Annotated in this window: 17 protein-coding genes; 9 read left to right on the top strand and 8 right to left on the bottom strand. The window is 71.0% G+C overall.

Annotation, left to right across the window (positions count from 1 at the left end; genetic code table 11):
- Positions 1-87 precede the first annotated feature (87 nt).
- Positions 88-1,119 (bottom strand): agmatine deiminase family protein, encoded by a 1,032-nt coding sequence (locus POL25_RS16010; protein WP_272086890.1) that lies wholly within the window; start codon positions 1,117-1,119, stop codon positions 88-90.
- A 4-nt stretch (positions 1,120-1,123) separates the two neighbouring features.
- Positions 1,124-2,101, bottom strand: a complete 978-nt coding sequence (locus POL25_RS16005) for a deoxyhypusine synthase family protein (RefSeq protein ID WP_272086889.1) — start codon at positions 2,099-2,101, stop codon at positions 1,124-1,126.
- Between the two features lie 118 nt (positions 2,102-2,219).
- On the opposite strand from POL25_RS16005, the gene POL25_RS16000 reads away from it, so the two are divergent.
- From POL25_RS16000 to POL25_RS15980, 5 genes are all read left to right on the top strand, one after another.
- Positions 2,220-3,854 (top strand): glycerol-3-phosphate dehydrogenase/oxidase, encoded by a 1,635-nt coding sequence (locus POL25_RS16000; protein WP_272086887.1) that lies wholly within the window; start codon positions 2,220-2,222, stop codon positions 3,852-3,854.
- A gap of 61 nt (positions 3,855-3,915) precedes the next feature.
- Positions 3,916-4,863 carry a diacylglycerol/lipid kinase family protein gene (locus tag POL25_RS15995; protein WP_272086886.1) on the top strand — a complete coding sequence of 316 codons (948 nt, stop codon included), beginning with the start codon at positions 3,916-3,918 and terminating at the stop codon, positions 4,861-4,863.
- A gap of 30 nt (positions 4,864-4,893) precedes the next feature.
- Positions 4,894-6,570 carry an FAD-binding oxidoreductase gene (locus tag POL25_RS15990; protein ID WP_272086885.1) on the top strand — a complete coding sequence of 559 codons (1,677 nt, stop codon included), beginning with the start codon at positions 4,894-4,896 and terminating at the stop codon, positions 6,568-6,570.
- Positions 6,567-7,121 (top strand): hypothetical protein, encoded by a 555-nt coding sequence (locus POL25_RS15985; protein ID WP_272086884.1) that lies wholly within the window; start codon positions 6,567-6,569, stop codon positions 7,119-7,121. Before POL25_RS15990 ends, POL25_RS15985 begins: the two co-directional genes overlap by 4 nt.
- 58 nt (positions 7,122-7,179) lie before the next feature.
- Entirely contained in the window at positions 7,180-8,040 is an 861-nt protein-coding gene (locus tag POL25_RS15980; protein ID WP_272086883.1) for an HTTM domain-containing protein, read from the top strand.
- A 5-nt stretch (positions 8,041-8,045) separates the two neighbouring features.
- Here POL25_RS15980 and POL25_RS15975 read toward each other — a convergent pair whose 3' ends face one another.
- On the bottom strand, positions 8,046-8,948 hold the full coding sequence (locus POL25_RS15975) for a hypothetical protein (protein ID WP_272086882.1): 903 nt from the start codon (positions 8,946-8,948) through the stop codon (positions 8,046-8,048).
- Positions 8,949-9,646: 698 nt separating this feature from the next.
- Positions 9,647-10,540 carry a hypothetical protein gene (locus POL25_RS15970; RefSeq protein WP_272086881.1) on the bottom strand — a complete coding sequence of 298 codons (894 nt, stop codon included), beginning with the start codon at positions 10,538-10,540 and terminating at the stop codon, positions 9,647-9,649.
- A gap of 437 nt (positions 10,541-10,977) precedes the next feature.
- Here POL25_RS15970 and tssD point away from each other — a divergent pair, with 437 nt between their 5' ends.
- Positions 10,978-11,535: a type VI secretion system tube protein TssD gene (gene tssD / locus POL25_RS15965; RefSeq protein WP_272086880.1), complete on the top strand. Its 558-nt coding sequence runs from the start codon at positions 10,978-10,980 to the stop codon at positions 11,533-11,535.
- 50 nt (positions 11,536-11,585) lie between these two features.
- Here the strand turns inward: tssD and uvrA are convergent, their stop codons facing one another.
- Entirely contained in the window at positions 11,586-14,963 is a 3,378-nt protein-coding gene (gene uvrA, locus POL25_RS15960; protein WP_272086879.1) for an excinuclease ABC subunit UvrA, read from the bottom strand.
- Positions 14,960-15,880 carry a 4-hydroxythreonine-4-phosphate dehydrogenase PdxA gene (gene pdxA, locus POL25_RS15955; protein ID WP_272086878.1) on the bottom strand — a complete coding sequence of 307 codons (921 nt, stop codon included), beginning with the start codon at positions 15,878-15,880 and terminating at the stop codon, positions 14,960-14,962. Before pdxA ends, uvrA begins: the two co-directional genes overlap by 4 nt.
- 119 nt (positions 15,881-15,999) lie before the next feature.
- Between pdxA and POL25_RS15950 the strand changes: the two genes are divergently transcribed.
- The 3 genes from POL25_RS15950 (at position 16,000) to POL25_RS15940 (ending at position 19,407) form a co-directional block, all read left to right on the top strand.
- A complete protein-coding gene (locus POL25_RS15950) occupies positions 16,000-17,277 on the top strand; it encodes a DUF3108 domain-containing protein (protein WP_272086877.1) in 1,278 nt (425 codons plus the stop codon).
- A 133-nt stretch (positions 17,278-17,410) separates the two neighbouring features.
- Positions 17,411-18,862, top strand: a complete 1,452-nt coding sequence (locus tag POL25_RS15945) for a serine/threonine-protein kinase (protein ID WP_272086876.1) — start codon at positions 17,411-17,413, stop codon at positions 18,860-18,862.
- A 26-nt stretch (positions 18,863-18,888) separates the two neighbouring features.
- On the top strand, positions 18,889-19,407 hold the full coding sequence (locus tag POL25_RS15940; RefSeq protein WP_272086875.1) for a gamma carbonic anhydrase family protein: 519 nt from the start codon (positions 18,889-18,891) through the stop codon (positions 19,405-19,407).
- Between the two features lie 78 nt (positions 19,408-19,485).
- Here the strand turns inward: POL25_RS15940 and POL25_RS15935 are convergent, their stop codons facing one another.
- Positions 19,486-20,991 carry a hypothetical protein gene (locus POL25_RS15935; protein WP_272086874.1) on the bottom strand — a complete coding sequence of 502 codons (1,506 nt, stop codon included), beginning with the start codon at positions 20,989-20,991 and terminating at the stop codon, positions 19,486-19,488.
- Between the two features lie 134 nt (positions 20,992-21,125).
- Complete coding sequence (locus POL25_RS15930; RefSeq protein WP_272086873.1) at positions 21,126-22,100, bottom strand: fibro-slime domain-containing protein; 975 nt, start codon at positions 22,098-22,100, stop codon at positions 21,126-21,128.
- Positions 22,101-22,391: the final 291 nt, after the last annotated feature.

Below are 22,391 nucleotides of genomic sequence, written 5' to 3'. Positions count from 1 at the left end.
TCTCGGGCGACCCGCCGCCCTGCTGGGTTTTGGAGGCGCGCGGCACATGGCGCGCGCGCGTCCTCCTCTTCTAAACAGCAGCGGCCTTCAGAACGGCTGCTGCTGGCTCAGGCAGTGCAGCGAGCCGAGGCCCACCACCAAATACTTCGCGGCCACCGGCACGATCACGCGGTCGGGGAACAGCTGCTCGAAGATCTTGAGCGCCTGCGAATCGGTCGGTTGGTCGAAGGTCGGGACCAGGACGGCGCGGTTGGCGAACAGGAAGTTCGCGTAGCTCGCGGGGATCTGGCGGACGCCGCCGGGCCAGTCGTCCTCGGCGGGGAAGTCCCAGTACATCGGCGGGGGCACCGGGAGCTCGACGAGCTGCAGCTTTTGGCCGTTCTGGTCGCGGGCCTGGGTGAGGGCCTCCCAGTTGCGCTCGAGCACGTCGTGGTCCGGGTGGCCCTGCGGGGCGCGCACGGCGGCGATCGTGTCGGCGTTGACGAAGCGAGCCAGGTCGTCGATGTGGCCGTCGGTGTCGTCGCCCTCGATGCCGGCGGGCAGCCAGATCGCGTGGGTCGTGCCGAGCGCGGCGTGCAGCTCGCGCTCGATGTCGGCGCGGCCGAGGCTGGCGTTGCGGCCAGGGTGGAACAGGCACGACTCGGAGGTCATGACCGTGCCGACGCCGTTGACCTCGATGCTGCCGCCCTCGAGCACGAAATCGTGGATCCACAGCGGCAGGCTGAGCATCAGCGCGACCTTCTGCGGCACGACGTCGTCGTTCGCACAATCGCCGTACTTGCCGCCCCAATTGTTGAAGTGGAAGTCGTGCAGGGCCAGCGCGCCGTCGGACTTGCGCTTGACGAAGATCGGGCCGTAGTCGCGGATCCACGCGTCGTCGGTGACGATCGCGATCGACTCGCCGAGCATGCGCACGGGGACGAACCGGCGCACGGCGGCGGTGAAGTCGGCGTGCTGCTGCTGCGCCTCGGCCAGGCAGCCCGGCCAGGTGGTCGGGTTGTGCGGGCGCGCCAACCAGATCGACGACAGCGGCTCCCACTCGGCAGGCATGCGGTAGCCGAGCTCGGCCGCCGACTGGGTCAGCTCGTTCAGGGGGTGGCGGATGCGCGGGTGCTTCACGACGTCACCAGCCCAGGACGTAGGCGAACACGAGCGGCGCGACGATCGTCGCGTCGGACTCGATGATGAAGTTGGGAGTGTCGACGCCGAGCTTGCCCCACGTGATCTTCTCGTTGGGCACGGCGCCGGAGTACGAGCCATAGCTGGTGGTGCTGTCGCTGATCTGGCAGAAATAGCCCCACAGCGGCACTTCGGTGCGGCGCAGGTCCTGGTGCAGCATCGGCACCACGCAGATCGGGAAGTCGCCGGCGATGCCACCACCGATCTGGAAGAACCCGATCGAGCTCTTGTCCGAGGTGCCCGTGTACCACTTGGCCAGCTCCATCATGTACTCGATGCCGGTGCGCACGGTGTGCACGTTCTTGACGTGACCCTCGATCACGTGGCCGGCGTACATGTTGCCGAGCGTCGAGTCCTCCCACCCGGGCACGAACATCGGCAGGTCGCGCTCGGCCGCCGCCATCAGCCAGCTGTCCTTCGGGTCGATCTGGTAGCTGTCCTTCAGGACACCCGAGCGCAGGATCTTGTACATGAACTGGTGCGGGAAGAAGCGCTCGCCGGCGCGGTCGGCGCCTTCCCACTCGGCCAACACCGCGGTCTCGATGCGCCGCATCGCCTCCATCTCGGGGATGCAGGTGTCGGTGACGCGGTTGAGGTGACGCTCCAGCAGAGCCTGCTCGTCCTGGGCGGTGAGCGAGCGGTAGTGCGGGACGCGCACGTAGTGGTCGTGCGCGACGAGGTTGAACACGTCCTCTTCGAGGTTGGCGCCGGTACAGCTGATCGCCGTGACCTTGCCCTGGCGGATCATCTCGGCCAGGCTGAGACCGAGCTCGGCCGTGCTCATGGCGCCGGCGAGGGTGACCAGCATGCTGCCGCCGCGGTCCAGGTGGGCCTGGTACGCCGTCGCGGCGTCGACGAGCGCCGCCGCGTTGAAGTGGCGGTAATGGCGGCGGATAAAGTCGGAGATCGGTCGGCTCTGCATGCGGCGGGCAGAGAATACGCGATCGCTGGCCCCAGCGGCACCGCCTGAACGGCGTCTCGCGGACAATGCGCACGAGGGCCCTGGTCGCCGGGTCGGAAGGACAGTAGGTTTGCCCCGCATGCGGAGCCTCGCGCGCCTGGCCCAGCGGAACTACGACCTCGTGATCCTCGGCGGCGGGATCACCGGCGCCTGCGTGGCCCGTGACGCCGCGCTGCGGGGGCTGCGGGTCGCGCTGGTCGAGAAGCGCGACTTCTGCAGCGCGACCTCGGCCGCGTCCTCCAAGCTGATCCACGGCGGGCTGCGCTACCTCAAGAACTTCGAGCTCGGGCTGGTGCGCGAGTCGCTGCGCGAGCGCCGGTTGTGGGAGCTGCACGCGCCCCACCTGGTCTACCCGCTGCCGATGCTGCTGCCGGTCTACGCCGGCGCGGCCGGCAGCTCGCTGGCCGAGCTGCGGGTCGGCCTGACCCTCTACGACCTGCTGTCCTGGGACCGCAACCGCCTGCCCGACCCCGACCAGCGGCTGCCGGCCCACCGCACGCTGAAGCCCGCCGAGGTGCTGGCCGCCGAGCCGAGCCTACGGGCCGAGGGCCTGAAGGGCGGGGCGGTGCTGCACGACTGTCAGATGTTCTCGCCCGAGCGGCTCGAGCTCGAGTGCCTGCTCAGCGCGGCGGCGGCCGGGGCCGAGCTGGTGAACTACGCCGAGGCGGTGGGGTTCGTGCGCGAAGGCGCGCGGGTGGTCGGGGCGAAGATCGAGGGCCGCCTGCCGGGCGACGGCTCGGTCGAGCTGCGCGCGCCGGTGGTCGTCAACGCGACCGGGCCGTGGGCCGACCTGATGCTCGAAACGCTGGGGTCGGAGCCGCTCACCCAGCTGGTCCGCTCGAAGGGGATCCACATCATCACCCGCAAGCTGACCCGGGAGTACGCGCTGATGATGGCGGCCGGGACCGGCCACTTCTTCGTCCTGCCGTGGCGCGACCACGCGCTCATCGGCACCACCGACGAGGTCTACGCCGGCCACCCGGACGCCTTCCGCGTCACCGAGGCCGACATCGCCGGGCTGCTCGCCACGGTCAATCGCTTCTACCCGGCGGCCGAGCTGCGCCGCGAGGACGTGCTCCACAGCTACGGCGGCCTGCGCCCGCTGGTCGACGACGGCCCGCAGTCGGGCTCGTACCAGAAGAGCCGCCGCGCCGAGGTCTGCGACCACGGCAAGACCGATGGCGTGCCCGGGCTGGTCTCGGCGATCGGCGGCAAGTGGACCACGTCGCGCGCGCTGGCCGAGAAGGTCGTCGACGTGGCGCTGCGCCTGCTCGGCCGCCCGCGCGCGCCCTGCACCACCGACCGCACGCCGCTGCCGGGCGGGGCGATCGGCAACTTCCGCGCGTTCGTGGCCGGGCTGCAGGCGCGCCACCCGGGCCTGCCGGGGCCGCTGCTGCACCACCTCGGGCGCAACTACGGGGCGCGCGCAGGCGAGGTGCTGGCGCTGATCCAGGCCGAGCCGACGCTGGGCGCGCCGCTGCGCCCGGGGCTGCCGGAGTGCGGGGCGGAGATCGTGCACGCGAGCCGGGCGGAGTGGGCGATCGAGCTCGGCGACGCGGTGCTGCGCCGCACGGGCCTCGGGCAGCTGGGCGACCCCGGGCTGCGCGCGCTGGAGGCGGCCGCGCGGCTGATGGGCGGCGCGCGCGGCTGGGACCGCGCGGAGCAGGTGCGCCAGGTCGACCGCGTGCTCGACCGCTACGCGTCGGCGGCATGACACGCCGGGGCGAAGCGACATAAGCTCCATGTCGGGCCGCAGGGCCGCGAAGGTTCCTCGAATGCGCGCGCGAGCGATCGTCAACCCGAACTCCTCCCGCGGCCGCCTGGCCCGCGCCTGGCCCGAGGTGCACGCCAAGCTGCAGGCGGCGCTCGGCCCGGTCGAGGTCGCGTTCACCGAGGCGCCGATGGCCGCGGCCCGGCTCACGCGCGAGGCGCTGCGCGACGGGGTCGAGCTGGTGATCGCCTGTGGCGGCGACGGCACCAACAACGAGGTGGTCAACGGCTTCTTCGAGCCGCCCGTGCCCGGCGCGCCCGATGTCCGCGTCGGCGAGGGCGCGGCCCTGTCGATCCTGATGCTCGGGACCGGCGGCGACTTCCGCAAGAGCTTCGGCGCCGCCGGCGACGTCGACGCCCAGGTGCGACGGATCGCCGAGAGCAAGCCCAGGCCGCTCGACGTCGGCCGCATCGACTACGTCGCCGACGACGGCTCGCCGGCCGCCCGCTACTTCGTCAACATCGCCAGCTTCGGCGTGTCGGGCGTGGTCGACCGCGAGGTCAACCAGGCGCGGCTGACCAAGCTGCTCGGCGGCAAGTTCACTTACTTCGCGGCGACCGTGCGCGGGCTGCTGCGCTACCGGCCGACCGAGGTGGTGATGCGGGTCGACGACGGGCCCGAGTTCAGGCTGGTCGTCAACACCGCGGCGGTGTGCAACGGCCGCTACTTCGGCGGCGGCATGCACGTGGCGCCGATGGCCGACCCGTGCGACGGCCGGCTCGAGTTGATCGTGATGCACGACATGGGCCTGCTCGATTTCCTCCGCGACCCGAACGCGATCTACCGCGGCGAGCACCTGCGCAAGCCCAAGGTCCGCCACCTCTCGGGCACGCGCGTCGAGGCGCGCGCGGCCGCGGGGGCGGAGGTCCTGCTCGACGTCGACGGCGAGGCCCCTGGCCGGTTGCCGGCGACCTTCACCGTGTTGCCCGGGGCGCTGACCCTGCGCTATTGAGAGTCACCACATGTACGAAGGGACAGATCGATGATCGACCGCCGCGCGCTGCGCTGGAACGGCTGGGGCTTCGTCCACGCCGGCTTCGAACTGGGTCGCCGCGAGCCCGAGGTGTGGCGCTGGGTCGCCGAGTCGCTCGGCCGCAAGACGCTGCCGCACCGCCCGGCCGCGCCGCTCGACCGGCTCGAGCTGGCCGCGCCGGCGCTGACCGAGGCCGACCTCGCGGCCCTGCGCGCGCTCGTCGGCGCCGACCACGTCAAGACCGACCGCTACGAGCGCGCCTTTCACTCGCGCGGCAAGAGCTACCTCGACCTCCTGGCCCTTCGGTCAGGTGACCTGCGGCAGGCCCCCGACGCGGTGGTCTACCCCGGCACCGGCGAGGAGGTGCAGGCGCTGGTGAGTCACTGCGACCGCGAGGGCATCGCGGTGGTCCCGTTCGGCGGCGGCTCGTCGGTGGTGGGCGGCGTCACGGCCAGCCGCGGCGACGGCCAGCGCGCGGTGGTGACGCTCGACACGACGCGGCTCGGTCGGGTCCTGGCGATCGACGGCGAGTCGCTGACGGCCCGCGTGCAGGCCGGCATCTACGGCCCCGAGCTCGAGCGCACGCTGCAGCGCGAGGGCTTCACGCTCGGCCACTACCCGCAGTCGTTCGAGTTCTCGACCCTCGGCGGGTGGATCGCGGCGCGCGGGGCCGGGCAGCAGTCGTATCGTTATGGCCGGGCCGAGAAGTGGCTGGTGGCGGCCGAGCTGGCGACGCCGAAGGGGCCGTGGAAGACCGAGAGCTTCCCCGCCTCGGCGGCCGGACCCAACCTCAATCAGTTCGTCGCCGGCAGCGAGGGCATCCTCGGGGTGATCACGGCGGCGACGGTGAAGATCCACCGCGTGCCGGCCGAGAAGGACTACCGCGGGTTCTTCTTCAAGGACTTCGAGGCCGGGGCCAAGGCGGTGCGCACGATCCTGCAAGAGGAGCTGCCGGTGGCGATGCTCCGCCTGTCCGATGGGCCAGAGACGCACTTCCTGCAGAGCTTCTCGGCCGCCCAGCACCCGCCGGGGGCGCTCGAGCGGGCGGCGATGCAGGCGCTGGCGTGGCGCGGCTACGGCGAGGGCCGCTGCCTGCTGATCGTCGGCCTCGAGGGCGACCGCGAGACGGTGCTCGAGTCGCAGGTCCGCACCCGCGCGATCGTCGAGCGGCTGGGCGGCGTCCACCTCGGCACCCGCGTCGGCGAGCGCTGGTACTCGCGGCGGTTCGGCATGCCGTACATGCGCGACCCGATGCTCGACCGCGGGATCGCCGTCGAGACGCTCGAGACCTCGGTCCGCTGGTCCGACCTGCACCACCTCTATCGCGGGGTCCACAGGGCCATCCACGACGCCCTGCGCGACAACGCGGCCGACCCCGAGGCGCGCGCGATCGTCATGTGCCACCTGTCCCACGGTTATGTCGACGGGGCGAGCCTGTACTTCACGATGATCTTCCCGCAGAAGCAGGGCGCCGAGGTCGAGCAGTGGCTGGCGGTCAAGCGCGCGGCGTCCGACGCGATCGTCGCCGGCGGCGGGACGATCAGCCACCACCACGGGGTCGGCACCGACCACGCGCCGTGGCTGCTGCGCGAGAAGGGCGAGGTCGGGGTCGCGCTCCTGACTGGCCTCAAGGACAGCCTCGATCCCAGGCACACGTGCAACCCGGGCAAGGTCCTGCCGGGGTGAGCGCGCCGGAGCCCGGGCCCGCGCGCCCGCTGCGGCGCGACGTCGCGGCGGCGCTGCTGGTGCTCGTGGTCTGGCTGGTGCCGATCGGCCAGGGGGCGATCCAGGCGGCGCCGGCGACCTGGTGGCCCACGATCGTCCGCGATCTCGGATCGATCTCCTGCCTGTTCCGCCACCGGCCCGAGAGCGTGCCGTACTTCTTCATGCAGGTGCTGCGCGAGGGCCGGCGCGAGTGGGAGCCGGTCGACGAGCGGGCGCTGTTCCCGATGGAGCCGTTCGGCTACCGCACCCGCTTCGACCGCTTCATGGAGCGCTTCGGCGCCAAGCACGAGGCGTCGCGCCTCGACCTGGCCCGCTGGGTCGCGGACCGCGATCGCACCTTGAACCCGAAGCAAAACCCGGTGGTGGCGGTCCGCTTCCTCGCCGGATCGCAGAAGATCGACCCGGCGCGCCCGCCGGTCGGCCACTGGCAGAAGCCGGAGCCGACGCCGCAGACGGTGCGCGTGCTGTCGAGCCACGACCTGCGCGAAGAGACAGGGAGGCCGGGACGATGAGCGCCGCGCATTGTTGCGTAGCGCGCAAAGATCGGCGCCCCGCGGGAGTCGAGGCGTCGTGAAGCCGCTGCAGCGCGCTGTCGATTTCGTGTTCGGGCCGGTCGCCGCCGGGCGGCTGGTGGTGTTCCGCGCCCTGTTCGCGGCGACGCTGCTCTACTACGTCGCGTTCCGCTGGCGCTTCGCGGCCGAGTGGCTCACGCCGGTCGGCTATCACCCGAGCGGGGGCGCGAGCGTGGGCTTCCAGCAGGCGGTGCCGCTGCTGCCGGAGGCGGCGCTGCCGTGGTTCGGTGTGGCCTACTTCGCGGCGATCGTGGCGCTCATCCTCGGCTTCAAGCCGCGCCTGGCGATCTGGCCGGTCCTGCTCGGTACTGCCTATGTCACCGGCGCCGACCGCCTGGCCGCGTTCACGATCAACAAGATCTTCCTCGGCGGCCTGTTGATCCTGGCCCTCGCGCCGCCGATCGTCGAGGACGCCGCGGGCCGGCCGACGATCCGCTCGGCGTGGCCGCTGCGGGCGCTGCAGTTCACGCTGATCGTGCAGCTGTTCGGGGCGGGCATCTGCAAGGTCAGGTACGGTGATTGGCTGGCCCACGGCGATACGCTGTGGCATCAGGTGCAGGTCAACTTCATGACCGACACGGCGGCGTGGATGGTACGCAACGTGTCGCTGCCGATATGGGCCGGGCTGCAGCACCTGGCGCTGGCGTTCGAGCTGGCGGCGCCGCTGCTGTTCATGGTCCGCCGTCTGCGACCGCTCGGCTACGCGATGGGCTTCGGCATGTTCCTCACCATCGCCCTGACCATGCGCGAGCTGATGTTCTTCGCGCTGCAGATGTGCGCGTTCTTCGTGCTGTTCGTCGACGAGGCGCGGCTGCACCGCTGGCGACGCGCGCTCAGCCGCGACGGCGACAAATCATAGGAGCGTCAGGCCGGGCCCTCGGCCAGGGCCTCGATGCGGCGCAACAGCTCCGGGACGTCGAGGCGGACAAAGGCGCCGCCGTCGAGCGCCTCGAGCGGGGTGAACGGGCGCGGGTGGGCCTGCAGCCACGCGGCGAGCTCGCCGGCGACCGCCGCGGGCACGGGCTCGCCGGCGCGGGCGCGGATCAGCCACAGGCCGCGCTGCAGATTCGTCGGGAGGACATCAGCCCGCGCGTTCACGTGCCGGCGATCGTCGAGGTAGGCGTGCCACAGCAGCGCCTCGGTGGCCGCGTCGCCGCCGGGGATGGCCTCGGCGTATTCGTCGTAGCCGCGACCGCGATAGAGCTCGGTGAGCGGGCCGACCCTGACGAGCAGATCCATCACCGTGACGGCGTCGCCCTCGAGCGCGGCGTCGGCGAGGAGCAACCACAGCTCGACGTCGCGGTGCGGCTGGACGCGGCCGGCCCGCACGAGCGACCAGATCAGCAGGTCCCAGTCGTCGCCGGCGGCCCACTGCAGCTTGTCGAGCATGGCGAACTTGCGCCGGTGCGCCCGCAGGCTGCGCGCGACCTCGCTGGCGACCTCGGGCTCGACGCCGGGCAAGCTCTTGAAGCGCGGCTCGTCGATGACCGGGAAGGCGGCGTCGTCGGCGAGCAAGCGAGCACCCTTCGCCAGCAGAGCCGCGACCTGCCGCTCGAGGTAAGCGACAGCGGCGGCGGGCCGGACAGTCGCGGTGGTGCGCAGCGGAAACCTGCGCTCGGGCCGACCCACCGCCGTCACCAAGGTGCTGCCGCGAAGCCGCAGCTCGTAGGTCCGCAGGACCCCCGTGCGCTCCGCATGCAGCAATCGCCGGACGCCCTCGTCCGCGCCGGGAGGCTGGGCGAGCCGCGGATGCTCGAGAGAGAACATCAGACGACGCGCAATTTGACCCAGCTCATGCGATGCGTCAAGGCGCCGCCGGCAATGGCGCGAGACGCCTGGATGGTCGTGGCAGACCGGACATTTCACGGGCTGGCCTTTGGGACAGACCGAGCTCGCACGCGGTCCGAGATCCGCGGCCGCGTCGAGGCGGACGATACGAAGCGCCCCGGGTCGCCGTCGTGGCGACGCCGGGGCGGCTGGTCAGCGGATGTTGCCGACCGAGTTCTTCATGGTGTCGTGCCTGGTGCCGCCGCGCACGCCGGACTTGATCGTCAAGGGACGGGTCTTCTTGTCGTTCTTCATCGCGAGCCTCCTCCAAAGAACCGTAGCACGCGACCGCGGGCGCATGAGCGCAGGGGGCCGACGCGGGCTCGGCCAGCGCGACCGGTCCCACGGCCGGCCCGGCGCGTGTGGGCGCACAGAGCGTCGCTGACGCTGCATGGGGCCCCGCAGAGCGCTCGCGGCCGACGTCGGCCGGGTCGCACCAGTGTCGTCACGCGCATCTCCGGCCTGCGACGATCTCGGCGGTGGCATGCGCGGTCGACCTGCTGCTTCCGGGCGACGTCGCTCGGATCGGTGATGCCCGCGGGCGATCGATCTCGGACAGGCGCGGCGGTATACGCCGCCGCGACGGGCCGATACGAGTCACATGTCCTTAAAGACATGTGACTCGTCCATTCGCCGCCTCAGGGGACGATGGTGTACGGGGTGTAGGCGACGGCGATCCCGTAAGAGGTGCCGGTCTGCGAGGCGCCGGTGCCGTACATGGCCGACCACGGCGCCACCTTGCCGCGGTAGCGGGCGCCGCCCGGGCTGCTGGCGTAGAAGACGTACGAGTTGGCGGGCTCGTCGGCGTCGAGTTCCCTGTAGGCGGTGGTGGTGTCGGTCCAGGTGCTGGACGTCAGCTTCTGGACGGTGAACTCCTTGCCGTCGTTGAGGGCGTCGTTCTGGTCCTGGGTGCAGATGCCGAGCCACGTCACCGTGTTGTTGCTCGAGCCGGGATAGAAGTACACCGAAGCGCCCAGGCTCACGTTGTCGCGGAACGAGGAGGCGTGATGCTGGCTGAGCACGTCGAGGTCGTACTCCCACTTGTCGCCCCAGTAGGGATCGTCGCAGTAGTTCTCGATGTCCTTGTATCCGTGGGTGCTGAGGTCGAGCGGGATCAGCGGGATCATCGGGTTGGCCTTGAGCGGGCGCGGCGTGTCCTTGCCCAGAGCGTCGTGGTTGGTGCGCAGGCGGGCGATCACGGCTGAATCGGCGCCCTCGGCGGCCATGTAGATCTCGAGTGGCGACGCGTCCTCGGCCCTCAGGCTCAGCAGCCCCGAGGGCTGGCCGGAGGTCCGCGCCTCGAGCACGCCGATGTCGCCGTCACCGAGGTCGAGGAAGGTCAGGGTACGTCCGTCGACGCCGTCGATCCGCGCGAGTTCGCTGCCGACCACGGTGCGGCTCTCCGCCGCGCTGTCGTCGTCGGCGCTGTCGAGGCTCGGGCTCGAATCGTCACAGCCGCTGCTCGCGAGAGCGGCGACGGCGGCGAGGGCAATGCAGGGGATCCAGCTGGGCATCATCATTCGGGTGTTCATGCGGTTCTCTATTCCAGGGAGATGGCGGCGGGCCGGGCGATGATTCGCCCCGGCTGCCGGGCCCCTTTGGCAATCGACGTGCCGCAATTTTGTCGTGGAGATTCAGCCACCGCCGCGGTCAGGCGGGCCGGCATGAAGCTTCGGCCACGGGGCGGCCCCATGGGGCCCCATGGGGCCGCCGGCGCGTTGTCGACATGATCCAAAGGACATGTGTGATCGATGTGTCCATTGTGACATGTCGTGACGAGCAGGCGCTCATTGCTACGCTCGGCCCGTCACTCGCAGCCCCCAGCGCATGAGGCGAGCGCACCGCCGCGACATCGCGCGTGAACTATGCGTAGCGCGCCGGCGCGCTCGCCCGCGTGCGTGCGGTGGGTGAACGATCCGCGGTACCTTGCCTCGCGCGCGAGGGTTCGTCGCGCAGGAGCACGATGTCGATGTCGAGCAAGCAGCTGTTGCGTTCGCTGGCGCTGGTGGCGTGTGTGTCGGGGGTGGCGCTCGCCCCGTTCGCGGAGGCCGAGGCGGCGCTCAACGCCTACCTGCGGATGAAGGGCCAGAAGGTCGGGGACATCAAGGGCAGCGTGGTGAAGAAGGGCCGCGAGAACATGATCGCGATCCTCTCGCTGGACCACGAGGTCAGCATGCCGCGCGACGCGGCCTCGGGCCTGGCGACCGGCAGGCGCCAGCACAAGCCGCTGGTGTTGACGATGGAGCTGGGCAAGGCGACGCCGACGATCCAGCAGGCGTTCCTCGACAACGAGCTGCTGACGTCGGTCGAGCTCAACGTGTTCGGGCCGGACGCCAAGGGGGCGGAGACGCTGACGTACACGGTCAAGCTGACGAACGCCAGCATCGCCGCGATCCGCCTGCTGCCGGGGCCGAACGACCAGGTCGTGCAGGAGGTCAGCCTGACCTACCAGAAGATCGAGTGGATCTGGCGCGACGGCAACGTCACCGCCTCGGATGACTGGGAGAAGCACAACGTCAAGCGGTGACGTGGCCCACAGGGGATGTCCTCGGCGACATGCCCCGTCGGACATGCTCTTTACGCCATGCCGAGGACGCGCGCCAGGTAGTGGCCGGTGGCGCTCTCTTTGACCCTGGCGACCTGCTGCGGCGAGCCGGCGGCCAGCAGCCTGCCGCCGCGCTCGCCGCCCTCGGGGCCGATGTCGACGACCCAGTCGGCGCACTTGATGACGTCGAGGTTGTGCTCGATGACGACGACGGTGTTGCCCTCGTCGACCAGGCGCTCGAGCACCTTGAGCAGCTGCTTGATGTCGCCGAAGTGGAGGCCGGTGGTCGGCTCGTCGAGGATGAAGAGCGTCTTGCCGGTGCTCTTCTTGGCCAGCTCCTTGGCCAGCTTGATGCGCTGGGCCTCGCCGCCCGACAGCGTCAGCGCGCTCTGGCCGAGGGTGACGTAGCCGAGGCCGACGTCGCGCAGGGTCTCGAGGGCGCGGCGCAGGTTGGGGTAGTTGGCGAAGAACTCGCTGGCGTCGGCGACCGACATGGCGAGCACGTCGGCGATGCTCTTGCCGCGGTAGGTGATCGCCAGGGTCTCGCGGTTGTAGCGGCGGCCGTCGCAGCTGCGGCAGGTCACGTACACGTCGGCCAGGAAGTGCATCTCGATGCGGCGCACGCCGTCGCCCTGGCACGACTCGCAGCGGCCGCCCTTGACGTTGAACGAGAAGCGCGACGGCGTGTAGCCGCGGATCTTCGACTCGCTGAGGTTGGCGTAGAGCGTGCGCAGCTCGGCGAACAGGCCGGTGTAGGTCGCGGGGTTCGAGCGCGGCGAGCGGCCGATCGGCGACTGGTCGACGTGGATGACCTTGTCGAGGTGCTCGAGGCCGGTGATGCCATGGTTGGCGAGGCCGAAGCTCGAGGCGCCGTTGAGCCGCCGCGACGCCTCGGGCAGCAGGGTGTCGATCACAAGGCTCGACTTGCCGGAGCCGCTGACGCCGGTGACGCAGGTCAGCGCGCCGAGCGGGATCCGCACGGTGATGTCCTTGAGGTTGTGGCCGGTCGCGCGCGTGATGCAGAGCGCCGGGCCGACGGCGCCGCGCCGCTTCTCCGGCACCGGGATCGTCATGCGCCCGGTCAAGAACGCGGCCGTCAGCGAGCGCTTGTTCTGCAGCACCTCCTGCAGCGGCCCGGCGGCGACCACCCGGCCGCCCTGCGAGCCGGCGCCCGGGCCCATGTCGACCAGGAAGTCGGCGGCGCGGATGGTGTCTTCGTCGTGCTCGACGACGATGACGCTGTTGCCGAGGTCGCGCAGGCGCAGCAGCGAGGCGATCAGGCGGTCGTTGTCGCGCTGGTGGAGGCCGATGCTCGGCTCGTCGAGGATGTAGGTGACGCCGACCAGGGCGGCGCCGATCTGGGTGGCGAGGCGGATCCGCTGGGCCTCGCCGCCCGACAGCGTCATCGTCGTGCGGTCGAGCGTGAGGTAGCCGAGCCCGACCTCGAGCATGAACTTCAGCCGCTGCTTGGCCTGGCCCAGGATCGCCTCGGCGACCTCGCTCGTCTCGGCCCCGAGGTCGAGCGCGTCGAGGAACGGCACCAGCTGCTCGATCGGCAGGGTCGCCAGCTCGGCGATGTTGCGCCCGCCGATCTTGACCATGCGCGCCTCCTGGCGCAGCCGCTGGCCCTGGCACATGGGACATGTCACTTCGGCCATGAGCTCGGCGATCTCGTCGAGCGTGCCGCCCTCGTCGGGGTCGGCGTCGTCGACCTTGTCCTCGGCCTCGCGGAGGCGCCGCTGCAGGCCCGGGATCACGCCCTCGAACGGGGCGGGCTTCTTGCCGGCCAGGCCGGGCACCGCCTGGGTGCCGGAGCCCTGGATGATGGCGATCTTGGCCTCCTCGGGCAGGTCGATCCACGGCGCGAACAGGTCGAAGCCGTAGGCCTCGGCGAGCGCCTGCAGCTGGGCGTGGGCGGTCTTGCCGGCGCGCCGCGTCCACGCGCTGAGGGCCCCCTCCTTGATGCTGAGGTGCTCGTTGGGGACGATGCGCCGCGGGTCGAACACCCGCTTGCCGCCGAGGCCGTCGCACTCGGGGCAGGCGCCCTCGGGGCTGTTGAACGAGAACAGCCCGGGCGTGAGCTCGGGGTAGGCGAGGCCGTGGTCGAGGTCGGCGAAGCGCTCGCTGAACTGCAGCTCCTCGCCGTCGAGGGTGACGACCTTGAGCTGGCCGCCCGACAGCCGCAGGGCGGTCTCGACCGAGTCGGCGAGCCGGCCGCGCACGTTGTCCTTGAGCACGAGGCGGTCGACGTAGACCTCGATCGTGTGGCGGACCTTGGGGTCGAGCTTGACCTCCTCGCTGCTGAGGTCGCGCACCACCTCGTCGACGGCCAGGCGGGCGAAGCCCTGGCGGCGCAGGTCCTCGAGCAGCTCGTGATGGTCGCCGGCGCCGTCGCGCACGACCGGCGCGAGCACGCTGAAGCGGGTGCCCGCGGGCAGGGCGAGCACGGCCGCCAGCATGTCCTCGACGCTGTGGCGCTTCATCGGCTTGCCGGTGCGCCAGCTGAAGACCTCGCCGCAGCGGGCGAACAGCAGGCGCAGGAAGTCGTAGACCTCGGTCGAGGTGCCGACGGTCGAGCGCGGGTTCTTGCCGGGCGACGACTGCTCGATGGCGATCGACGGCGACAGGCCCTCGATGAGGTCGACGTCGGGCTTGGGCAGCTGGGCCAGGAACTGGCGCGCGCTGGCCGACAGGCTCTCGACGTAGCGGCGCTGGCCCTCGGCGAAGATGGTGTGGAAGGCCAGGCTCGACTTGCCGGAGCCCGAGGGGCCGGTGAGCACGACCAGCTTGCCGCGCGGCAGGTCGAGGTCGACGCCCTGGAGGTTGTGCGTGCGGGCGCCGCGGATCCGTATGCTGTTGGGCGGGACGGGGATCGCCGGCCGCGCGGGCGCGAGTGCCGGTTCGGGAGCGGTCGAGGTCGTGTCGCTCGCGGCCGTCGCGGAGGCGGGCGCGTCACTCGTCGCGGGCTTCGAGGACGGCGCGGAGGCGGGCGCGTCACTCGAGGTCGTCGCCATCACGTCGGTCGGGGTCGTGGCGGGCTTCGAGGCTTTCGCGTCGGTCGGGGTCGTGGCGGGCTTCGAGGCTTTCGCGTCAGCCTCGGTCGAGGCCGTCGCGGGCTTCGAGGTCTTCGAGGATGCTGCGGTCGAGGTCGTCGAGGTCTTGGCGACCTTGGCGGTCGTTGCAGGAGCCATCACCGGAGTGTCCGCGGCGGCCGTCGAGGTCTTGGCAGCTTTCGAGGTCGTTGCAGGAGCGGCCGCGGTCGTGGCGGCCTTCGAGCTCGTCGTGGCGGTCGCGGCCTTGGTCTTCGAACTCGCCGTCGCGGCCGCAGCGGAGGTCTTGGCGGCCTTCGCAGCAGGGGCGGCCGCCGGCGCGGGCGCGGCGGACTTGCGGGTCTTGGATACCTGGCTCATGGTACATGTCCCCGAGCGAGGGCGACGGCCGCCAGCATGCTGCTGGGATCGGCGACCCCGCGGCCCGCGATGTCACGCGCGGTGCCGTGGTCGGGCGAGGTGCGGGTGAACGGGAGCCCGAGGGTCATGTTGACGCCGTCGCGCATGTGCAGCAGCTTGAAGGGCCCCAGGCCCTGGTCGTGGTACATGGCGAGCAGGCCGTCGAGGCCGCCATCGAGGTGGGTGACGAACGCGGTGTCGGCCGCGAGCGGGCCGACGAAGCTGCACGGCAGCGCCTCCGCGGCGGCCCACGCCGTCAGCTCGGCGATCGCGGGGGCGACGATCCGGAACTCCTCGTCGCCGAGCATGCCGCGCTCGCCGGCGTGCGGGTTGAGGCCGAGCACCCCGATCCGCGGGCCCGGGAGGCCGAGGTGATGCACCAGCGTGCGCGCCAGCAGCTTGCCGCAGCGCACGATCGCGGCCGGCGTCAGCAGCTCGGGCACCGCGCGCAGCGGCACGTGGATCGTCACCGGCACCACGCGCAGGCGCGGGCCGATCATCAACATCGCGAAGTCGTCGACGCCGGCGCGGTGGGCCAGGTACTCGGTGTGACCGGGGAAAACGAAGCCCTCGGCCTTGCACGCGGCCTTGTCGATCGGCGCGGTCACCAGCGCGGCGCCCGGGTGCTCGAGCACGAGGTCGACGCCGCGGACCAGCGCCGCGACCTGACCGCCGCGCACGTCGTCGACCAGCGGGGCGATCGCCTCGAGGCCGCGGGTCGCCCACGGGGTGGCGAGGGCGCGCGCGAGCCCGACCAGGCGCTCGCGATCGGCCACGACGCGATCTCCTGTGCGGAGCGCGCCGGCGTCACCCAGCCGGAGCAACAGCTCCGGGCCGATCCCCTCGGGGTCGCCTTGCGTCACCACGAGGTGCGGCACAGCTGGCAGTGCGGTACTCAAGCGCTCCCTGAAGTTGGCGGAAAAGGGCCGGCACTCTACCATCTTTGCCTCGCGTCATGACGAAGCGCCCTCCTCACCCGCGGCCTACACGCGCGACCTTGAGCGCGGCCCTCGCGGCCCTCGCTACATCGGTGCTGTGCGCCTCCGCGGGCGCGGTCACCTGGAGCATGCCGCGTGACGCCGATGCTCGCGCCGCGCCGAGCGAAGCGCCGGCGAGCCCCACGCCGGCGACGACGACGCCTGCGACCACCGGGTCCGCCGCGCCGGACAAGGCGGTTCGCATCACGCCGTCGAAGCAGCCGCGCAGCGAGCCCCCGCCGGAGCCTGCACCGCGGCCCGAGGGTCGCCTGGCGGCGCCGGAGATCGACCTCGGATTTTTTGCAACAGATGGGTCTCGGCTGCCGCGCGTCGAGCCGCCGAACGCCCTCGTGCAGGGGCGCGACGAGCAGGGGCTGTCGCCGCTGGTCGGGCGCAGCGGTGAGCTGTCGCGGCCGCCGCTGATCGACCGTTCGCGGCGGCTGCGGGCCTCGCCGCGGCCGCCGGACTTCGGCTTCACGCTGCAGCCCGGCGAGAAGTTCAAGTACGACATCATCTTTGGCGGCAACCCGACCGGCATCGCCGAGGCGGGGGTCGTCGCCCGCGAGCCGGGCCCGAACGGCTCGCCCGACCGCGTCCGCCTCGAGGGCTTCGCCCGCACCAGCGGCGTCGTCGCCCTGCTCACCACCCTCGTCTACGACATGGCCGCCTACGTCGACGCCACCACCGGCGCGCCGCTCGAGACCGGCTCGATCACCCGCCGCGAGGGCCTGCCCGGCTCGTACAAGCGGCGCGAGACGACCACCACGTTCTTCGGCCGCGGCTTCGTCGAGATCGCCGACAAGCGCGACGAGCGGTCGTCGACGCAGCGGCGGCGGCTGCCGGTCGACACCTTCGACCCGCTGTCGATCATGGCGTGGGTCCGCTCGCTCGAGCTCAAGCCGGGCGAGAAGGTCAAGGCGTACGGGCTCGACGGCACGGTGCTGCTGCGCGTCGACATCACCGGCAAGGGGATGGTCCGGTTCGACGGGATGCCGCCGATCGGTACGGCCCTGGGGATCGCTCCCGACCAGGTGCAACAATTCGAGGGGACGATCACCCGCGTCGACCGCTACGGCGCTGCAATTCCCGGCAAAAAAGCGTATAAAATGCGGGTTTGGGTGAGCGCCGATGGTCGCCGCATCCCGCTGGCCGTGGAGAGCGACATCTGGTTCGGTGTCGTACGGCTGGTGCTCACCCAGTACGATCCGCCGCGCGCGCAGACAAGCTCGACAGCGCCCGCCGGACCGCCTGTTCGGCAGCCGGCGGCGGTTCCGGCCCCGCGGCCCGGGCCCGGATGATGCGCGCCCTGGAGCCGAAACCTTTGTTACACTGCCTCGCGTTTTCGCGGTTTGTCACCGCGATTTGCACGCTCCGCGAGATTGAATATTTCTCTGCCCGACAGGGCCGACCCGCCGAAAACTCCGCGCCGTCATGACCTCGCAACGCTACCGACCCCTCTTCAAGCTCGACGCCGGCGGCATGGCCGAGGTGTACGTCGCCGAGGCCGAGTCGATGGCGGGCTTCAAGAAGAAGGTCGCCATCAAGCGCATCCTTCCCGGCCTCATCAAGGATCAGCGGTTCGTCCGCATGTTCCTCGACGAGGCCCGGCTGAGCCTGCGGCTGGCCCACGCGAACATCGTCTCCGTCTTCGACATCGGCGAGAGCGACAGCACCTACTTCATCGTCATGGACTTCGTCCATGGCATAAACATGAAGACGCTGCTCGAGAGCCAGGTGAAGCGCGGCGGGCCGATGCCGGTGCCGCTCACCGTCTTCATCCTCAACGAGGTGCTGAAGGGCCTGTCGTACGCCCACCGCCTCCCGGACAGCGAGACCGGGCGGCCGCTCGGCATCATCCACCGCGACATCTCGCCGCCGAACATCCTGATCTCGTGGAACGGCGAGGTCAAGCTGACGGACTTCGGCCTGGCCAAGGCGACCACGCAGCTCGAGTCGACCGACCCGGGCGTGGTCAAGGGCAAGTACAGCTACCTGTCCCCTGAGGCAGCTCGCGCCGAGGAGATCGACGCGCGCGCCGACCTCTACGCGGCGGGCATCCTCGGCTTCGAGATGCTGACCGGCCGGCGGCTGTTCCGCGGCAAGAACGACTACGAGACGATCGCCCTGGTCCGCGCGGGCGAGGTCCCGAGCATCCGCCAGTACAACCCGAACGTGCCCGAGGACCTCGAGCAGGTGCTGTTCAAGGCCCTGCACAAGGACATCTCGCAGCGCTATCAGACCGCCGACGACTTCGCCGAGGGGCTGCTCGGGTTCCTGTTCACGCACCGGCTCAAGGTCTCGGCGCGCGACATGATCGACTTCTGCCGCCCGATCCGCGAGGAGCAGGAGGCGGAGCGGCGCCAGGCCGAGAACAAGGCCCAGCAGGAGCGCTCGCCCGGCGGCAACAACCTCATCATCAACCTCATCAACGAGGAGATGCTGCACTTCCGCTCGCTCGGCCAGGAGGACAAGAAAGAGGCCTCCGCGGGCGCGCAGCCGGTCGTCACGCTCGGCGAGCAGCAGCAGCACGACCCGAGCCAGCCGCTCGACGTCGACGTGTTCACGCCGGCGCCGGGCGGGGTCACGCCGAACCGCCTGGGCCTGTCGCCGACCCCGACCGAGCCGCTGCCCGACAAGAACGACCAGCCCCTGGTCGACCAGCTCGGGCTCGGCAAGGACAACCCGCGGCCGAAGACCTCGCCGGGCGGCGACAACAAGCTGCCCAAGCGCCCGCCGCCGGGCAACCGCACCATCCCGCCCGACCCGCGCACCGCCCGGCCCCCCGAGCCCACCAACAAGGGCGAGGGCGGCTCGGCGTGGATCATCGTCCTCGTGCTGCTGCTGGTGGGCGGCGGCGTGGTCGCCTTCCTGGTCCTTACCTGACCCTTCGGCCAGGTACGCGAGGCGCCATGCTGGAGAAGCTCCGCGGCATCCGGCCCCAGGTCGCCCCGACCGCGTTCGTGCACGAGGCGGCGACGCTGATCGGCGACGTCGTCGTCGGCCCGCGCGCCTCGATCTGGCCGGCGGCGGTGCTGCGCGGCGACGACGGGGCGATCGTGATCGGCTCCGACACGTCGATCCAGGACGGCACGGTGATCCACGCGACCGAGGGCGTCTCGCACACCAGCGTCGGCGCGCGCGTCACCGTCGGCCACAAGGTCATCCTCCACGGCTGCACGATCGGGGACGACTGCCTCGTCGGCATGGGCTCGATCGTGCTCGACAACGCGGTCGTCGAGCCGTGGTCGTTCGTCGGCGCCGGCACGCTGATCCCGCCCGGCAAGGTCGTGCGCTCGGGCGAGATGGTGATGGGCAACCCGTTCCGGGTGGTCCGCCAGCTCACGGCCAAGGACCGCGAGTGGATCGAGTACGCCTGGACGGTCTACGTCAAGCGGGCCGCCGAGTACCTGGCCGAACGGTCAGGTTGATTCGGGCCCGCGCGTGAGCCGGTGATCAGGGCGGGGCGCCGCGCGCCTGTCCCGACGGACAGGCGCACGGGCATCGGCTCAGCTGCACAGACCGTTGCACTCGCCGACGCACACCTCGTCGCAGAGGCACTGGATCTGCGCGTTGTAGAGGTCGATCGTCGCGGTCTCGACGTTCATGCCGCACATGTAGAGGCACTCCTGGTCCTGGCAGCCGGCGATGCAGGTCTCGAGCGCCTTGCAGGCCGCGTTGGCGGCGCAAGCGTCGTTCTCGGCCTTGCAGCCGCCGGTCATGGAGTCCGCGGCGCAGGCGTTGCAGGCTTCGATGCCGTTGCAGGTGCCCTCGATGCAGCTGTCGTCGCCGCTGCAGGCCTTGCCGCAGCCGCCGCAGTTGGCGGCGTCGTACTGCACGTCGACGCAGGTGTTGTTGCACACCGCCTCGCCGGGGTTGCAGCCCTGGAACGCGTGGAACTCGGTCGAGCTGGTGACGATGCGCAGGTGGCCGACCGGCTGCACGGTGACGCCGGTGAGCTCGCCCTTGGTGGCCAGGTCCTTGTACACGTCGACGCGCTGGCGCTGCACCGACACGGCGATGTTGACCGCCGGGTCGCCGTCGACCGCCGCCTCGAGCGCCGCGCGCGGGAGGTCGAACTTGCCGCTGGCATCGTCGGCCTTGCAGGTGACGGTGCCGACGGCGAAGTCGCTGGAGGTGACGGTCGCGGTGATCGTGACCTCGCCGTCGCCGGGGGTCCAGCGCACCGGCAGCGGGCCGTCGCCGAACACCTGGGCGAAGTCGAGGGCATCGAGCTTCGGGCTGGTCTGGATGAACGCCGTGCCCGTGAACTCCTTCTCGAATGCCTCGAAGCCGGCGTTGCTGGCGCCCGACGCCTGCACCTTGGCCGTGCCGCCGGGGGCGAACGGCGCGGCGTTGTCGTCGCTCATGAAGGCGTACGGCGGGAACAGAGTGATCGCGATCGGCGTGCCGAGGAAGGTCAGCGCGCCGGCGTCGAACGACTCGATCTTCTTGCAGCCGGGCGTGTTCGGGGCCGGGAAGTAACAGACCTCGTCGGCGCCGCACTGGGCGTCGCAGATCCGCAGGCATGTCGCGTCGCAGCTGTCGTCGAAGCCGCAGTACTCGTCGGCGTCGCAGCCGCTGCCACAGTCGGGCACGAGCGCCAACTGACAGCCGGCGACGCTCTCGGTACAGCCCTGGCCCGCGCCGGTGCCGGCGTCGGGGACGAAGCTCGCGGACACGGCCGGGGAGATGCTGCCGCCGGCGGCCGGGTGGCTCTCGCCGAGGAAGATGGTGCCGAGCGCGTGCGGGCCGTCCTGCGGCTCGCCGGTCGTGTCTTCGGTGTCACCCGTGCCGCCCTCGGTGGGGTCGCCAGTGGTGCCGCCGGTGGGGTCGTCGGTCGAAGCGCCGGACGATGGGTTGCTGGTGCCCGGGTTCGAGGTCGGGCCCGCGGAGAGCGTCGCGGAGGCCGACAGCAGTGGGTCGGAGTCGTCGCCGCAAGCGGTGAGGGAGAAGAGGCCAATACCGGCTGCGAGGAGCGCGGCCGCGCGGGGGGGAGCGATCGTGTGCTTCAAGGGGTCCATCCTGAGGTCCGTCGTCGACGGAGCCGGGGCCAAGAGCACACAATTTTCCCGCGTAGTTCAGCCCGCTACGAGCGAAATCCGGCGTGAGCTTCGGCATCCGAAGCCCACCGCGTATTAGGCCGCAATCAGCCGGGGATGACGAAGCACTGGATGCTGGTGTCGATGCGGAAGTTCGAGTCGGTGGTGTGCCGCTCGGCGTGGAAGATGTCCATCGTGTAATTCTGGCCGATCGTGATCCCGAGATAACCGGCGTTCTCGTCGAGGCTGATGGTGTCGGTCAGCTGCGGATGGAGGCCGCCGAGGTCGATCGCCAGCTTGCCGTTGATGAACAGCCACAGGTCGTCGTCACCGGTGAACGTGAACACCTCGCCGCCCTGGTAGGTGAACTCGGTGTGGATCTCGGTGGTGAAGTGGAAGTTGTGCGGGTTGCCCTCGTCGCCCCAGCCCTGGCCGTCGATGGGGAAGAAGGCGTTGTTCTGGTAGGTGAACTGACCCGGCGACACCTCGGTCAGCGGGATGTCGATCTCGAACGCCATGTTGACGTCCGGCGTGTCGTTGTACCACTGGGCGAACTCGGCCGGCCCGGTGGTCTGCGGCGTGCCGCCGGGGTGGGCGTAGACCGGCTTGCTGTCGGGCCCGAGGTCCTGCTGGACCAGGCCCTCGTAGGCCGCGTCGCCGCCGAAGGTCTCGAAGTCGGGGTGGCTGGTGCGGAAGTCGCGGACCGTCGCCTTCATCACCGGGTCGCACTGCGGCGGCTCGAAGCCGGTGGTGTCCGGCAGCGACGAGGCGGTCTGCGGGAAGGTCGTCGAGGTGCTGGTCGTCTCGTCCGGGCCGGTGGTCGCGGTGGTGGTCGTCGGCTCGCTCGCCGTCACCGTCGCCGCGGTCGCCGAGCCCTCGCTGCCGCCGTCGGTGGTGGCCGTCGTCGCCTCGCTGGCGCCGCCGCTCGCGGTCGAGTCGCTGGCGCCGTCGCTGCCGAGCGTGTTCAGCGAGTCGATGCCGGGCCCCGAGCCGGTGTCGGTCGGGTCCTTGCCCTGGCCAGAGTCGCCGCAGGCGGGCAGGAGCGGGGCGATGAAGAAGATGGTCTTAAGGACATGTCGCATGGTTCACTCGCTTCCACGGGGTGATGCAGCCGCCGAGGTGGCAGGGGACGCGGCAGGGGCTACCACCGCCGCGCCGGGGCGCCGGTCCGCCGGCGAGGGCGGGCCGCTGCGGCGCGGGTGCCCGCGTCGCGGCGCGGCAGCACGGGCGGCGGCGAAGAACGCGCGGACGTCGGCGCCGGGGCGCTCGCCAGCTCTTTCGGACATGACCCAAGAGCCATGTCGAAATTGAAACCGCGCGAGCGTGACAGCCACTGCGACGAGGATAGCCCGCGAGGCCCTCGCGATCGCGGG

Origin of the sequence: Nannocystis bainbridge, assembly GCF_028368995.1 — a bacterium.
Taxonomy (GTDB): Bacteria; Myxococcota_A; Polyangia; order Nannocystales; family Nannocystaceae; genus Nannocystis; species Nannocystis bainbridge.
This window is presented reverse-complemented; position numbering and strand designations above follow the sequence as displayed.